Raw genomic sequence first — 15,312 nt, 5'->3', positions numbered from 1 at the left:
GGCGCGGGCGGCGGGGGCGGAGCCGGGGAAGGGCCCGTGCCATCCGAGCATCCCCAGCTCGCCACCCCTGCCAGGAGCGCGAGCGCCCGCGCCGCCAGCGGCCCGCCGGCCGCCGCGGACGGGTGTCCCGAGCGTCTCAGGGCACCAGTTCCGGGCGACGGTACCGGAGGAAGAACACGCCCTCCTTGCCGCTCGACACGACGATCGTTCCGCTGGCGAAGAACGGGTAGTTGGACCACGAGCCGTCGAAGGTGACGGACTCGTCCCACGGCACCGTATCGAAGAAGCCGACCTCGCGCGGGTTCTCGCGGTCGCTGATGTCGAGCACGCGCAGCCCGCTCACGTAGTTCGATTGGTACATGAGGTCGCCCACGATGTACAGGTTGTGGTCGATCGTGAACGTCTCCCCGAAGTGTTCCTTGACGAGGATCGGATCGTCCAGATCCGAGACGTCCCAGATGAGCGTGCGGCTCGCCTCCATGTCGGGCTCCGTGCCGGTCTGCTGCGCCTGGCCCACCGAAGACATCTCGTCGAGTTCGTCGTTCTGGTAGAAATAGCGGTGGTCCTCCGTGAGCCAACCCTGGTGCGTGTAGGTGGCGGCCGGGTAATCGGCGGTCGAGAGCGTGACGGGGTTGTCCCGGTCCGTGACGTCCGCGATCACGACGTGCGTCTCGTTGGCCTTGAAACAGATTTCCTTCCCCGCGTGCTCGGCGTCCGGGCCGCGGTAGTTCACACACTGCGCGTCGTGCGTGTACCCCGTCCCTCCGCGGCCCGTGCCGGCTTCGGCGTGGCACCCCAGAAAACTCGGCGCCTTCGGATCGCTGATGTCGATCATGTGGAGCCCACCGCCGCACGTCTCGCCGCCGCCGCTCGAACCCACGGCGTACGCGGTCGCGGTCTCCTCGTTGATGACCACGTTGTGGGCGCTCGCGATTCCCTCGTACACCGTGTCGGGATCGAACTCGACCGGGCTCCCGCCGGCATCCCGGAGCCGCGTGAGGTCGAACACCTGCATCCCGTGCTCGCCCGCGTTGTCCGCCACGACGAACGCGTGATCCGCGTAGACCTTGATGTCGCGCCACGATTGGGTCAGCGAGCCGGGCGTCTTCGGCAGGTTGCCGAGGTAGACGGGCGCCGCGGGGTCGGAGATGTCGATGAACGCGGTGCCGTCCGTGCGGCCGACGACCGCGTACTCGCGGCCTGTCTGCGGATCCGTCCACCCCCACACGTCGTTCGTCTCGATGCCGCGGTCGGTGCCCCCGATCGCGTCGAGTGGCAGGAACGAGACCACGTCCACCTGATCGCAGGTGAACTGGTCCGCCACGCCGTCGTCGCTGCAGTCGACCTCGGAGAGCGCCGTCAAGGGGCGCCGTTCCTCCGGGATGAAGAGCTTCGCCGTCTCGGCCCACGTGCCATCCCGGTTCTCGAACACGACGGCGGAACCGAGCGACGCATCGTCCCACGGTTGCCCCATGACCGCCATGTCGCCGGAGGCGGAGATCGAGAGGCCGAAGCCGTCGCCCGCATCCGTTCCGGGGCCCGCGCCGATGCGGGTCGACGAGCCGAAATCCGCGGCCGCGGCATCCGGGGAGAAGGCGTAGATCGCGCCGAAGCGTCCCGCGCCCGGAGCCGCGATCCAGAGTTCGTCATCATGCGCCGCGATGGTTGCCCCGAAGTAGTCGCCGGGCTGGCGGTGGAAGGCCGACAGCGATCCCTGCCGCACCCAATCGCCGGACGGGCGGCGCACGTAGTTGAGGACCGTCCCCGCCCCGTCGTAGGCGCCCGGCAGTCCGAGAAGGGCATGGGAGCCGTTGATGCCGACCGAGAGGACCGCGGCGCGATTCGCCACGAGCGCCGCTCCCGGCTGCCTCTCGTCGCCCTCGTGGCCGAGCCGTCCCTCCTGCACCCAGTCACCCTCGGAACTCCGGCCGAACACGTACGCCGCCCCGGGCAGCTGCGGCCCGGCAAAGGCACCCACGATCACGCGCTCGCCATCGGTGTGGGCGCCCCAACCGAAGAACTCCTGCTGCGGATCCGGGTCGGCGGAGGTCAGGATCCCGTCCTCGATCCACTCGCCATCCTCGCCGCGCGTGAAGACCCAGGCCCCGCCGGTCTCCTGATAACCCAGCGCGGTGACGACAAGTAGGTTGCCACCGATCGAGGCGAAACGGCCGAAGGACACGCCGGGGGGGACACTCTCCGGCCGCAGGTAGCGCTCGAATTCCCACCCGTCGCCGTCGCGCCGGAAGATCAGGACGCTGCCGTCGCTCTGGCCGTCCCCGTCGGGGTCGAGTGCCGTGGCGCCGACCAGCAGCCGGTCGCCGTCCGCGAGCACGAAGCGGCCGAAGTAGTCCGCGCCGCCGTGTTCCGGCGCGTGCAGCGTGCCCGTGCGCTCCCAGCCCCCGCCCGCCCGCTCGTACACGTAGAGGGTGCGGGGCGCGGCCGACGATGGGTCCTGCGGATTCGCAGCCGGGTCGATCGCTTCGCTGACGATAATCGTTCCCTCGTGGAGCACCACTGTGCCGCCGAATTCCTGGGCTTCCGCCGCCCCCGGCAGGAGCAGGCTGCAGACGGCCGCGGCGCAAAACGTGCGCGTTCTATTCATCAGGTACATCCTTTCACGGGATTCAACGTCGTTCGAAGTAGTAGAGGCCCCCTCCGGCGGCGCCGACGACGAGGTCGAGATCGCCGTCACCGTCCAGATCCCCGAACTCCGGCGTCGTGAACAGCGGCAGGTCCTCGGCGGAGGGGAACCCGCCGTCGGCCTCGACGAAGTTCGGGGCCGCGGGACTCCCATCGTTTCGGAAGTAGCGGATTCCGTCCGACTCGGTGCCGACGATGAGGTCGAGGTCGCCGTCGCCGTCGTGGTCGAGGAGCTTGGGGAAGCTCCGCCGGCCGATGTCGATCTCCCCGTACTCATCGCTCACGAATTCGAAGCGCGGTTCCGAAGCGGAGCCGACGTTCGCGTAGTAGTTCAGCGCCCCCGAGGACTCCCCGATCATGAGATCGAGGTCTCCATCCCCGTCGAGGTCGCCGAGCGCGGGCGTCGCGTTGCTCCCGCGCGTGATCTCGACGAACGCCGAGTCCACCAGTGTGAGGCGCGGTTCCATGGCCGACCCCTCGTTCCGCACGTAGCGGATCTCGTCGCGCCAGGTGCCGAGCAGCAGATCGAGGTCGCCGTCCGCGTCCAGGTCGCCGAAGGCCGGCGCGTTGTGGTAGGCGCCCGGCAGGTCGAACTCACCCGTCCGGCGGAAGACCGGCTCCGTCGCGCTCCCCTCGTTCTCGAACAGGAAGACGCGCGAGTTCGACAGGTCCCCGGGGTCGATCTTGTTGCCGAGCAGGAGGTCGAGGTCGCCGTCGCCGTCGAGATCCACGAGGGAGGCCACGCTCTCGCTGCCCACATCGATCTGCGAGATGAAGCGCCGCGTCCGCAGCTCGAAGCCGCCGTCGGACTCCTGCGAGAAGAGCATGAGGTTGTCGGCGGTCGTCGTGTTCGCGTTGTACGCGCCGCCGAGCACGCCCATGAGCAGGTCGAGGTCGCCGTCGCCGTCGTAGTCGCCGAAGGTCGGAGCGTTGTAGCCGCTCGTCCGGATCGGGTCGTCGAGGGGGAAGGGACGCGGCTCCACGCGGAGGTTCGGAGCCTCGCACGATCCGGCGTTCTCGATCAGGAGAAGTCCGGCCTCGAAGAAATCGCCCCAGAACATGTCCGTATCGCCATCCGCGTCATAGTCGGCGAGCGCCATCGTGTTCGCCCCGTGCAGGGTGGGGCCGCCCGCGTCCGGGCCGTCGAAGGGCGGCACGCCCCCGGCCGCGGCCGGGTCGGCGACGATCTCGATGTCCTCGAAGCGGTCCGTGATGTGCCGGAAGGGTGAAGCGTTGGCGCCGATCGCACCCGTCGCCTCGTAGCGCGTCACCGTCCCCACGAGGCGGCCGATGAAGAGGTCGAGGCGGCCGTCGCAGTCGATGTCCGCCGCGTTGGGGATGTTCTGGCGATCCGAGAAGATCGCCTCCCCGCGCGTGTCGCGGAGCGTGTCCGCGATGAGTTCGAATACGGCTCCCCCCGCCGTACCGGTGTTCCGGTAGAGCTTCATGTAGCTGAAGGGAGATTCCGCGAGGAGGTCCCGGTCTCCGTCCGCGTCGACATCCACGAACCGGAACCACTCTCCGACCTCGAGGTCCGAGTACGCCTCCGGCCGCCAGGTGTGGCGCCGTCCGTCCGGCGTATCCTCGCGCTCGAAGAACAGCAGCCGGTTCGTCGTCTCCTGCACGAAGAGGTCGAGGTCGCCGTCGCCGTCGATGTCCACCCACTGCGGACGGGGCACGTTGAAGCCGCCGAGGAAGGGGATTTCGTACGCGTTGCCGGATTCGTCGAACACCGGAAAGGGGGTGACGGCGCGGACGAATCCGGGTTCGCCGCCGGCCGCGCGCTCTGGCGCCAACTCCCCCGGACCGGCGCTGCCCGACGCGCATCCCGCCGCGAGGAGCGCCGCGGCCAGCGCTCGCGGCGCGGCCCGCAGGCTCCGGGGTCCGGCCATTCGGCTCACGTCTGCGAGGCCCTCAGCGCGGGCTGGAGGCGAGACCGATGCCCGACGCGTAGGGCGGTGTCTCGATGACGTCGATGATCTCGCGAGTCGACGTGTCGATGACGACGACCGTACCGCCGGGTGCGTCGTATCCCATCCGGTCCGACGACGCGTAGGAGCCGGTCTCGTTCCGGTTCGCCACGTAGAGTCGGGAGCCGTCCGGCGAGAGCACGCTGCCGTGCGGTTCGGCGAGGCCCTCGCCCCGGATCACGGCGGCAACGGACCAGTCGGAGGTGTCGACGAGAGTGACCTCGTTCGCGCCCAGGTTGCCGAACCAGATCCATCGCCCGTCCGCCGACCAGCTCGGGTGCCACGGCCGCGCGCCCACGTCCAGCTCCCCCACGAGCTTCGGCGCCACCGGCTCCGTGACATCGAAGACGAGGAGCTTGGCCGTCATCTCCGCCGTCGCAACGAGCGTCTCGCCATCCGGGGAGATCGCGTATTGCACGAGGACATGGGGCATCGCCCCGGAGCCGGGAAGTCTGAGCAACTCGGCCTGGCCGCTCTCCGCTTCGACCGTGACGACGGAGTTCTCTCCCAGGCTGCCCGCGTAGACCCACCCGCCGTCAGGGCTCGCCAGCAGCGCGTGCGGCCGCGGGATGAAGACGTCGTACTCCTCGACCTCCATCGACATCCGGTCGATGCGGCCGATGCGCTGGGGCGGGTTCACCGCGGCCATCGACCGCCCGACGAAGAGCCAGGGCTCCGAGGGGTGGAGCGCGAGGAGGCCGGGCCGCTCGAAGTCGACGGACGCGACGAGTTCATTGTCACGGTCGAACTTGAGCACCCGGTTGGCCGCGATGAGCGACACGTACCAAAACGACCCGTCCGGCTCGACCGCGACGTGGTGCGGCTTCGCGTTCGCCCCGTACCCCATGGCCTCGAGGTCGATCACCTCGACGACTTCGTGGGTCTCGAGGTCGATGACGGTCACCGCCGCCGCCTCCTGGTTCGCCACGTAGAGGAACGGACCCTCGGCGGAGGGAGCGGACACGCCCCCCGCCGAAGCGGCCCGAACCGCCACGAACCCGGCTATCCCCAGGGCGAGGAGGCCGGACCGCACGACGCTCGCGATTCTCTCCATTACGGCACGAGTTCCGGCTTCTGGTACTTCACCATGAACAGGCCCTCGTTCCCGCTCGTGACGATGATCGTCCCGCTCGCGAAGTACGGATAGTTGCTCCACGAGCCGCCCATCGACGGCCCCTCGGCGTACGGCACGGTGTCGAGGAAGCCGACCTCGGTCGGATTCTGGGGGTCGCTCACGTTGAGGATCCGCAGTCCGCTGTTGTAGTTCGACTGATAGAGCAGGTCGCCGAGCACGTACATGTTGTGGTCGCTCGCCGTGGACTCCCCGAAGTGCTCCTTGACGAGGACGGGGTCGTCGAGGTCCGTGATGTCGAAGATCATCGTGCGCGTACCCGAGAACTGCGTTCTCAGTTCGTCGAGTTCGTCTCCCAGGTAGAAGAAACGGTGATCCTCCGTCACCCAGCCCTGGTGCGCGTAGGCGACGTTGGCGTACGTGGCGGTCGACAGCGGGATCGGGTTCTCCTTGTCGGTGACGTCCGCGATCGAGACGTCGGTCTCGTTGGAGCCGAAGCAGATCTCCTTGCCGGCGTGCTCGCGGTCCGGGCCGTCATAGATCAGGCAGAGCGCGTCGTGCGAGTACCCCGTGCCGCGACGCCCGGTGCCTTCGTGACCGAAGCAGCCGACGAAACTCGGCTCCGTGGGCTCGTTGATGTCGATCATGTGGAGGCCGCCGCCGCACGTCTCGCCCCCTCCGCTCGATCCCACGCTGTAGGCGAACCCCGTCGCCTCGTTGATCACGATGTTGTGCGCGGAGGCGATCCCGTCGTAGTGGGCATCCACCTCGAATGTGACCGGCTCGCTCCCCACATCGCGCAGCCGGGTGAGGTCGAACACCTGCATCCCGTGATCTCCCGCCCCATCGGAAACGATGAAGGCGTGATCCCTGAAGACCTTGATGTCGCGCCACACGCTGCCGCGCGCGCCCTCCGTCATGGGAAGGCGCCCGACGTAGCGCGGGTTCTGCGAGTCGGTGATGTCGACGAAGGAAGCCTGGTCGGTGAGCCCCACGAGGGCGTACTCGCGCCCGGTCTGCGGATCGGTCCAGCCCCACACGTCGTTGACGCGGACGCCGCGGCTCGCCCCGAGCGACTGCACCGGCATGAAGGAGAGGATGTTCACCTCGCTGCAGTCGAAGTCGGCCGACACCCCTTCCTCGCAGCCCACCTCGTGGCCGTTGATCGCCGCGTAGTTCGTCGCGTCGCTCCACACCTCGGCGGTTTCGACCCACTCGTCGCCGCGCCGCTCGAAGATGTAGGCGGTCCCCATCCCGTAGTCCTTGCGGCCCGCGGCGACGACCGCGATGTCACCCTGCGCGGCAATGCTGCCGCCGAAGCCGTCGCCCGCGGTCCGGTTCGAGGCGGAAACGGCGCCCGCGAGCTCGACCCCGCCTTCGGGATCGGTCGAGTAGCGAAGCACGCGTCCCTCGCGCCCCGCGCCGGAGCCGGATCCGCCGATCCAGATCTCTCCGTCCACGGCCGCAAAGGCGTTGGCGAAGTTCCCGCCGAAGAATCGGCCGCCCCCGGCTACGACCGGCGGATAGAGCCGGCCTTCGGGCCTCCAGGCATCGCCCTCGGGCGTGAAGGTGTAGGCGACGCCCACGCCCCCGGCCCCCGGAGCTCCGACCACGAGCCGGAAACCGTCGTCGGTGTCCTCGCCGTACAGGACGCTCCCAAAGGCTCCGTTTTCGCCGGCTTCCGCGGCCGTGAGCGGTTCCGGCGCCGCCGTCCACAAGCCGTCGTCGGCGCGCGTGAAGAAAAAGACCGCGCCGGCGCGGTTCACGTTACCCACTGCGGTCCCCGGAGCGCCGATCGCCGCCACCCGGCCATCCGTGATGATGGCCGCGCCGAAGCCGTCTCCCGGGGCCGCCTCGGGGGATTCGACGGACCCGGCTTCATTCCAGGCGGAGCCGTCCCACTCGAAGAAGTAGACGCGGCCGGCGGCACCGGCCCCCTGGCGGCTCGCCCGACCCGGCGCCGACACCAGCGCGATGTCGCCCGCGATCGTTCCGCCGGCGCCGAACGCGTTGCCCTCCGGCAGGTCGGCCGGCCTCAGCGTCGCGACCTCCTCCCAAACTCCGTCGCTCCGCTCGAACACGTGGGCCGCGCCGGGCGATCCGACGAGCATGCGGTCGCCGTCGACGGCGAGCGAAATCCCGAACCGGCCGCCCTCCGCCGCCGCATAGGGCGCGACTTCCGCGGAGACGGCCCATCCATCCGGTCCCCGTTCGTAGACGTAGACGGCTCCCGTGGAAGTCGGGCCGCCGCTCTCGGCGATGAGAACCTGGCCGGAGGAGACCGCGACCGGGAGGCTGCGGCCGAAACCCTGTCCCGCGACCGGCGTGGCCAGGCAGGCGAAGGCGGCCGCCAGGGCCGCGACTCGTGAAAATCCGCGCATGAAATAACTCCCATCCTGAAGGCTGCGGACAATAGTCGTACAAACCATCTAAAACACGCCGGAATCCGGATGCGTTGTCCGATGCATGGCCCGCGAGATGTAGCGGGCAACGGTCTCTTCCAGCCAGCCCGTTCGCGCGTCGGCCCGCCCCATGCCGCGTCCCCGGCCGACGAACCCGAGATGTCCTCCCCGCTCCGTCAGCGCCAGGGAGAGATTCGGACGTTGCCGGATCGTCTCGACGGGCACCGAACTCCCCGGGGCGAGCGGGTCGTCGCGCGCGTGGATGAGGAGCATGGGAAGGTTCACGGGGTCCACGAAGCGCTTCGCGCTGCAGCGCCAGTAGTAGTCGGCGGCGTCGCGGAAGCCGTGGATCGGCGCCGTGAGCCGGTCATCGAACTCGCGAATCGTGCGCGCCCTCGCCGCCTCGGGGGCCACCACGCCCGGGAATCTCAGGGCCTTTTCACGGGCTTTTTCGCGCAGGCTGCGGAGAAAACGCCTGCCGTACACGCGTCCCATGCCGCGCTGCAGGGCATCGGCGCTGGATGAGAGGTCGTACGGGACCGATACGGCGGCGGCGGCGACGAGACTCCGGCCGCCACCCTCCCGTCCGAGCAGGTTGAGGAGCGCGTTCCCGCCCAGGGAGAACCCCACTGCGGTCCGCGGGAGACCCGGGTAACGCGCCGCCATCCAGTCCAGCGCGCGCTCAATGTCGTCCGTCCGACCCGAGTGGTAGGCGTCCGGCAGACGGTTCGGCTCTCCGCTGCACGAACGGAAGTTGAGCGCGACGGCCTGGATGCCGGCCGCCGCCAACGCCTCGCTCGTCGTCACCATGTAGCCCGAGCGCGCGCTGCCCTCGAGCCCGTGGAGGAGGAGGGTCAGACCCGAGGGGGTTTCCGGTCCCCTCCATACGTCGAGGTCGATGAAGTCTCCATCGTCCGTGTCGAGCCGAACCCGTTCGTACTGCGGCTCGAAGCGCCGGCGCACGACCCGTCCCACCACGGTTTGCACGTGAGGATTTCCCAGCCCCCGCGCCGGCTCGAACGCCGACAGATCGTTCAAGATCCGTTACCTTTCGTTCCGTGTCTCGACCATTCCTGCATCAGTACACCGTCTCGGAGGCGGGTTCCCGGCGCTGGCTCTACGTGCTGCACGGCATCTACGGCACCGGCCGCAACTGGGCTTCATTCGCCCGCCGGCTCGTCGCCCGGCGTCCCGAGTGGGGAGCCGTGCTCGTGGACCTGCGGCTGCACGGGCACTCCCCGCGCTTCGAGCCGCCGCACACGCTTGCCGCGTGCGCGCACGACGTACTCGAACTCTCGGAGTCGCTCGAGCGGCCCGTGGACGCGATCCTGGGGCACTCCTTCGGCGGCAAGGTAGCGCTGATGGTGGCGGCGGCCGCGACGCCGAGCCAGGCATGGGTGATCGACGCCTCGCCCTCCCGCCGCTCGCCAGGGGGCGGAGCCGCCCGGCTGCTGGACGTGATTCGGCGGCACTCGGGGCCCTTCTCGAAGAGACGTGACGCGGTATCCGCGGTGGAGGCCGAGGGGTTCGCCCCATCCGTCGCGCACTGGCTGGCGACAAACCTCGTCTTCGTTGACGCCGGCTACCGGTGGCGCCTCGACCCGGACGCGGCCGAAGAACTGCTGGCCGACTACTTCAGGCGCGACCTCTGGGACGTCATCGAGACGCCCGTCCCGCCATCGGAAATCCATGCCGTACGGGCCGCGCAGTCGGACATCCTCTCGGCGGACGATCGCGCGCGATTCCGAGAGGCGACGCTGAACGGCCGCGTACATCTCCACGAACTCGCCGGCGGCCACTGGCTGCACGTGGACAATCCCGACGGACTCCCGGACCTCGTCGCCGAAAACCTCTGACGAGCCGCCGCCTGCCGGGACTACCAGACTTCGTACCATGTGCCGGGGATTGCCGCCGCCGGGGCGGTGAGTCGCTCCGCGGCGGTCGCGACGGCGCAGGCGCTGAAGCGCAGATCGATGCGGTGGCCGCCGAAGTCGGCCGCCACCCCCGCGCCACCCGCGAGCCCGCTGGCCACGCTCCCGTGGACCGAAATGTCCCCGTTCAGGAGCAGGGCGCCGCCCACGAGGATGAGCCCCCGCCAGGCGAAGCCGTCGTCGAGCGTCAGGTCGCCTTCCACCACGAGGGCGCCACGCCCGCTGGAGCCCGCACCGAGCGTCCCCGATCCCGAAATCCGCGTATAGGACGAATCGGCTCCCGGAGACGGCCACGGATCGGACGGCACGACCGCGTCGGGACGCGGGCTCCAGGAAGCGAGCAGCTCCGTCCATCGGATCCCCGTTTCCGCTGTAACGGACACATCCGCCGACATCCGGCGATCCGCGGGGGATCCCGAAATCGTGAGCAACGAATCGGGCGCCGGCGGCGGTCCGCCCCAGTACGCGACGCCCGCCACCGGCGAGGGCTGTTGCGGACAGGCGCTCCCGAACGCGTCGAGCCCCGTGATCGTCCCCTTCGGGGGTACGGCGCCCGTGCTCCCCATGAGGACGAGCGCCCCGGGCACCCGCGGCGGTCCGGCCACCCAGAGGAGCTGCCCCACCGACCGCTCGAAGGTTGCGTCGCCGTAGACGACGCGTCCCAGCGACTCGACGCGGTACACGGCCTCCCCGGGCCGCAGTTCGAGGAGATGCTCGAAGGAGACCGTCGCGGTTCCCGCGCCCAGCGTGACGGGAGGCACGGAGGGGTTCGGCATCTCGGCGAGCGCGAGCGCCGTCGCGAGCCCGCTCTCGGCCACATAGAAGGCCTCCGTGGAACGCGCGAAGGCCCGAGCGGACTGTCCGTCGATCCAGGTGACGAAAAAGCCGCCGGCCGCCATGAGCGAAACGAGCAGCAGGGTGAGCATGGCCGATGGCAGGGCGAAGCCGCGAGGCTCCGCTTCCGGGGGCACGAGGGCCCGAACGGGTGGAATCCTGCCAAGAGAGCGCATGACGTGAACGTGCCTCGCCGGATCAACGCCCCCTCAACGCGCCGGCGGCACCCCCCCCCCGCCGCCACGGACTGCTAGCTGGTGGTCTCCGCGAGCCAGCTCTCGATCGCGACGCTGAGTGCGGGAAGGCTCAGCGCGCCGTTCTCCAGCACCCGGTCGTGGAACTCCGCGATGGAGAACGCCTCCCCGAGCCTGGCCTCCGCCTTCGAGCGCAGCCGCGAGATCTCGAGCTGCCCCAGCTTGTAGGTGAGCGCCTGGGCGGGCGAGGTGATGTAGCGGTCTACCTCGTTCTCGATGTTCACTTCGGCGAGCAGCGTGTTCTCGCGCACGAAGTCGATCGCCTCCTCCCGCGTCCAGCCGAAGGCGTGAATGCCGGTGTCGACGACGAGCCGGCTCGCCCGCCAGGCATCGTAGGAGGCGAGGCCGATGCGGCTCAGACCGTCCAGGTAAAGGCCCATTTCGTCGGCCAGCCGCTCCGCGTACAGCGCCCACCCCTCGATGAAGGCAACCGAGCCGAGGTGCTTGCGGAACTCGGGCAGACCCTCGACCTCCTGGGCGATCGTCGTCTGGAGGTGGTGCCCCGGAATCGCCTCGTGAAAGCTCAGGACGTCGGCCTGGTACCGGGGCCGGATCTCGGGCCGGTAGGTGTTCACGTAGTACGTCCCAGGGCGCGATCCGTCCGGCGCCGGCTCGCGGTAGTAGGCGAGCTGACTCTGCGGCGCCTCGTACAGCGGGATCGGACGGATCACCATCTCCGTCCGCGGCGTCGTGCCGAACCAGGCGGGCATGACGAGGGCCGCCCGCGCGTACGCCTCCTCGGCCATCTGCACGATCTCCCCCGGCCAGCGGAAGAACATCTCGGGGTCGGACCGCAGCCGCTGCTGAACCTCCTTCAGGTCGGAGGCGCCGAGGACTTCCTGCCCCAGCGTCCGCAACTCGTCGTGGACCCTCTCCAGCTCCGCCAGACCCTGGGCGTGGATCTCGGCCGGGGTCAGTTCGAGGGTCGTGAAGGTGCGGATCATCGCCTCGTAGCAGGCGCTGCCGCCCGGCAGGCTGGAGAGTCCGACCGCCGCGCCCGTGCGCGAGTGCGGATAGAGTTCGTCGCGCAGAAAGTCCCGCAGTCTCGCGTAGGCCGGCTGGATGCGTTCGGAGGCGGCCTCGCGGATGCCGGCCCGGAAGTCGTGGCGCGTCCCCTCGGGCCACGCATCGAGCCGCGTCCCCGCCGGGGCGTAGATCGGCCATTCCTCCACGGGACGTTCGAGGAGCGCGTCGAGCTGCACGATCGTCCGGTTCACCGACGCGCGCGCCGCGACCCGCCCCGTTTCGAGGCCGGTGCGCAGGTTCGCGATGTAGTCGTCGATATAGTCGGCGAACGCGTTCCAGCGCCGGATCATGCGCTCGCCGTCCACCGGCGTCTCGAGGGGCTGGGCGCCTACGATGTTGAGGAAGTCGAGCTGGAACCCCTCGCGGTGGTCCACCACCCACACCTCGAGGGCGCACGTCTGCTCGGCGACTTCCGCCGAAAGCTGATGGTCGAGCGCGAGGAATGTCAGCCGATCCTCGGGCGGCAGCGACGGACGGTCGATGGCCGCGAGGGCATCCATGAGGGCACGAACCTCGCGGCGCCGATTGTTGCGGCCCGACGGCGAGATATCGCGAACGCGGTCGCTGAGGCGGTGTTCTCCCAGGTAGGTCGCCTGCAGCGGGTTCCAGGAGAGGTAGGCGTCCCAGAAGCGGTCGCTGAGCGCCGACAGATCGCTGGGCGGGGCCGTGTCCGCCGTTTCGGCCGATCCCCCCTCGCAGGCCGCGATCCCGCCCGCCATGAGGATCGCGGCCACGATCCGGCCCGCCGCTCCGCCCGTAAGCCGTCTCCCGTCGCGGGTTGACGTCATTGTGGCCGCTCTCGATCGTTTCGTTTGCGCGTCACGCCCGAATCTCGCCGCCCGAAAATGCGGCAGGCAAGCAGGTCCCGCAAAGGAGAGCACGTCATGTCCGAACCGTTCTACACCGCCCGCGCGCGTCTCGAGAAGGTCAAGGGCGTGCATCGCCGGGCCCGCCTCGAAGAGGGGACCGAGATCGACTTCGGAGTCCACGGTCCCATCAAGTCCCACTACCGGATCGACGCGAAGGACCTGCCGCTTCCGGTCGATTACCAGGTGGCCGCGACGGGAGCCTGAATGCTGGGCACGCTCAACGGCGCACTGGAAGTGCGCGGCATCCGCCTGGCCCCCGAGGACATCGTCGCCGAAGTGGAGGGGATCAACCGCCTCCGCGACCGCATGCCGACGCTGGAGGAAATCATCGTCCACTACCGGCTCCGCATCCCCGCCGAAGCCCGGGAGACGGTGGAGCGCGCCCTCGCCAGCCACCGCGCGAAGTGCCCCACCGCCCGCTCGCTCGAGGGCGCGATCGAGGTGACCTGGACCGCCGACATCGAAGAGACGCCGGCCGCTTCATGACGCGGAGCGACGACATGGTCCGCGTATTCGAAGCATGGGACGAGAGCGAGTTCCTCGCGGCGAGGCTCGCCCTCGAAGCCGGCGACATCCCCTTCCGGGTCGAAGGGGAGTTCGCGCCGGTTTCCTGGGGCCCGACGGCGGCCGCGAAAGTCCTCCGCGTGCCCGCGAGTCGGCACGAAGAAGCGAGGCAGACCCTCCGCGACGCGATGACGTGAGACAAGTGTGAACTTTCGGCCGCTGGACGTTGCGGCGTTCGCGGGGTTCTTGGTGCTGGTCGTGGGCGTGTCGCTGTATGCCTCGCGGGGGCGGCGCGACGCGGCGGGGTACTTTCTTGCCGGGCGCAATCTGCCGTGGTGGCTGATCGGCTTCTCGCTCATCGCGTCGAACATCTCGACGGAGCACTTCGTGGGGATGGCCGGGCGGGGCTACGACATCGGCCTCGCGATCGCGAGCTACGAGTGGATGGCGGCCGTCACCCTCGTCCTCGTCGGACTCTTCTTCCTCCCGCGCTTCCTCGCGGCGGGGATCTACACCATCCCCGAGTACCTCGAATTCCGCTACGACGTGCGCACGCGCACCCTGATGGCGGGCTTCATCCTCGCGGCGTACGTACTTGTGGCGCTGGCGACGGTGCTGTACTCGGGCGCGCTCGCCCTGGAGTCGATCTTCGGCCTCGACACGGGGACGGGTATCTGGCTCATCGGCGTGCTCGCGGGCGGGTACACCATCTACGGCGGACTCAAGGCGGTCGTGTGGTCCGACCTCCTCCAGGGGGTGGCGCTCCTCCTCGGCGGCGTGCTCGTCACCGTACTGGGGTTCCGGGCCATGGGCGGCATCGGTCCCTTCCTCGAGGCGGCGGACGGCAAGCTCCACACGGTCCTGCCCTTCAACCACCCGGAGATGCCGTGGCTGGCCGTCTTCATCGGCGGACTGTGGATCCCCAACATCTTCTACTGGGGACTGAACCAGTTCATCACGCAGCGCACGCTGGCGGCGCGCAGTCTGGCGGACGGGCAGCGGGGGCTCTTCCTGGCCGGCTTCATCAAGCTGTTCATCCCGTTCATCATCATCTTTCCGGGGATCATGGCGGCGGAGCTGTTCGCCGATCAGGTGACGAACCCGGACCAGGCCTACCCGGTGATGATGCGGGAACTCCTCCCGGCGGGGCTGACGGGGATCATGTTCGCGGCGCTGTTCGGGGCGGTGATGAGTTCGCTCGACTCGATGCTGAACTCGGCGGCGACGATCTTCAGCGTCGACCTCTACAAGCGGCACCTGCGACCCGGAGCGTCCTCGCGCCGGCTGATGGTGGTGGGACGGGTGACGACGGGTGTGCTCGTGGTGGTGGCGTGCCTGTGGGCGCCGGTCGTGGCCCGGGCGCCGAGCGTGTTCGAGTACATCCAGATGTTCTGGGGGTTCATCTCGCCGGGGATCGTGGCCGCGTTCCTGTTCGGCATCTTCGCGCCGCGCACGCCACCGGCCGCCGCCTTCGGCGGGATGGTGCTCGGGATCCCCGTCTACGGCCTCCTCCTGTGGCTGCTGCCGGAGGTCGCGTTCCTCCACCACATGGCGATCACCTTCCTGGCGATCAGCGCGTACATCGTCCTCGTGACGCGCGCGCGCCCGCTCGATGCCCCGCGCCGGCTTCCGCGCGCCGCGGACGGCGTGGACCTGACGCCCGCCCCCCGCGCGGGACTCTGGGCCGGCGGCGTGATCGCGGGAGCCGCCGTCCTCTACATCGTCTTCTGGTAACCCGCACGAGCGTCACCCCACCGCGCGGTCGGAATTGACGGTGCATCGTGCACGACGTAATACTCCTTATCGT

At 69.4% G+C, this 15,312-nt stretch carries 12 protein-coding genes; 5 read left to right on the top strand and 7 right to left on the bottom strand.

Going from position 1 to position 15,312, the window contains the following annotated elements:
• Nucleotides 1-136: 136 nt before the first annotated feature.
• The 5 genes from OXN85_15200 to OXN85_15180 are packed head-to-tail and all read right to left on the bottom strand — an operon-like array spanning nt 137 to nt 9,074.
• The gene (locus OXN85_15200; protein ID MCY3601312.1) at nt 137-2,605 is read right to left on the bottom strand and encodes a choice-of-anchor B family protein; all 2,469 of its coding nucleotides are present in this window, start codon (nt 2,603-2,605) and stop codon (nt 137-139) included.
• 22 nt (nt 2,606-2,627) lie between these two features.
• Entirely contained in the window at nt 2,628-4,535 is a 1,908-nt protein-coding gene (locus OXN85_15195; protein MCY3601311.1) for a VCBS repeat-containing protein, read from the bottom strand.
• A 22-nt stretch (nt 4,536-4,557) separates the two neighbouring features.
• Nucleotides 4,558-5,667, bottom strand: a complete 1,110-nt coding sequence (locus OXN85_15190; GenBank protein ID MCY3601310.1) for a YncE family protein — start codon at nt 5,665-5,667, stop codon at nt 4,558-4,560.
• The gene (locus tag OXN85_15185) at nt 5,667-8,066 is read right to left on the bottom strand and encodes a choice-of-anchor B family protein (protein ID MCY3601309.1); all 2,400 of its coding nucleotides are present in this window, start codon (nt 8,064-8,066) and stop codon (nt 5,667-5,669) included. Before OXN85_15185 ends, OXN85_15190 begins: the two co-directional genes overlap by 1 nt.
• Nucleotides 8,067-8,114: 48 nt before the next feature.
• Nucleotides 8,115-9,074, bottom strand: a complete 960-nt coding sequence (locus tag OXN85_15180; protein MCY3601308.1) for an alpha/beta hydrolase — start codon at nt 9,072-9,074, stop codon at nt 8,115-8,117.
• Nucleotides 9,075-9,145: 71 nt separating this feature from the next.
• Here OXN85_15180 and OXN85_15175 point away from each other — a divergent pair, with 71 nt between their 5' ends.
• Nucleotides 9,146-9,943 (top strand): alpha/beta fold hydrolase, encoded by a 798-nt coding sequence (locus tag OXN85_15175; GenBank protein ID MCY3601307.1) that lies wholly within the window; start codon nt 9,146-9,148, stop codon nt 9,941-9,943.
• 20 nt (nt 9,944-9,963) lie between these two features.
• On the opposite strand, the gene OXN85_15170 is transcribed toward OXN85_15175, so the two are convergent.
• Nucleotides 9,964-11,028, bottom strand: a complete 1,065-nt coding sequence (locus tag OXN85_15170; protein ID MCY3601306.1) for a pilus assembly PilX N-terminal domain-containing protein — start codon at nt 11,026-11,028, stop codon at nt 9,964-9,966.
• A 74-nt stretch (nt 11,029-11,102) separates the two neighbouring features.
• Complete coding sequence (locus OXN85_15165; protein MCY3601305.1) at nt 11,103-12,920, bottom strand: DUF885 domain-containing protein; 1,818 nt, start codon at nt 12,918-12,920, stop codon at nt 11,103-11,105.
• A 96-nt stretch (nt 12,921-13,016) separates the two neighbouring features.
• Between OXN85_15165 and OXN85_15160 the strand changes: the two genes are divergently transcribed.
• Genes OXN85_15160 through OXN85_15145 form a run of 4 tightly spaced genes read left to right on the top strand, consistent with a single transcriptional unit; the run spans nt 13,017 to nt 15,239 of the window.
• Complete coding sequence (locus tag OXN85_15160; GenBank protein ID MCY3601304.1) at nt 13,017-13,205, top strand: hypothetical protein; 189 nt, start codon at nt 13,017-13,019, stop codon at nt 13,203-13,205.
• On the top strand, nt 13,206-13,487 hold the full coding sequence (locus OXN85_15155; GenBank protein MCY3601303.1) for an OsmC family protein: 282 nt from the start codon (nt 13,206-13,208) through the stop codon (nt 13,485-13,487).
• A gap of 14 nt (nt 13,488-13,501) precedes the next feature.
• Nucleotides 13,502-13,702 (top strand): hypothetical protein, encoded by a 201-nt coding sequence (locus OXN85_15150; GenBank protein ID MCY3601302.1) that lies wholly within the window; start codon nt 13,502-13,504, stop codon nt 13,700-13,702.
• A 7-nt stretch (nt 13,703-13,709) separates the two neighbouring features.
• Entirely contained in the window at nt 13,710-15,239 is a 1,530-nt protein-coding gene (locus tag OXN85_15145) for a solute:sodium symporter family transporter (GenBank protein MCY3601301.1), read from the top strand.
• Nucleotides 15,240-15,312 lie beyond the last annotated feature (73 nt).

Origin of the sequence: Candidatus Palauibacter australiensis (assembly GCA_026705295.1) — a bacterium.
GTDB lineage: Bacteria > Gemmatimonadota > Gemmatimonadetes > Palauibacterales > Palauibacteraceae > Palauibacter > Palauibacter australiensis.
The sequence above is the reverse complement of the archived record's forward strand: the minus strand, read 5'-3'. Positions and strand labels throughout refer to the sequence as shown.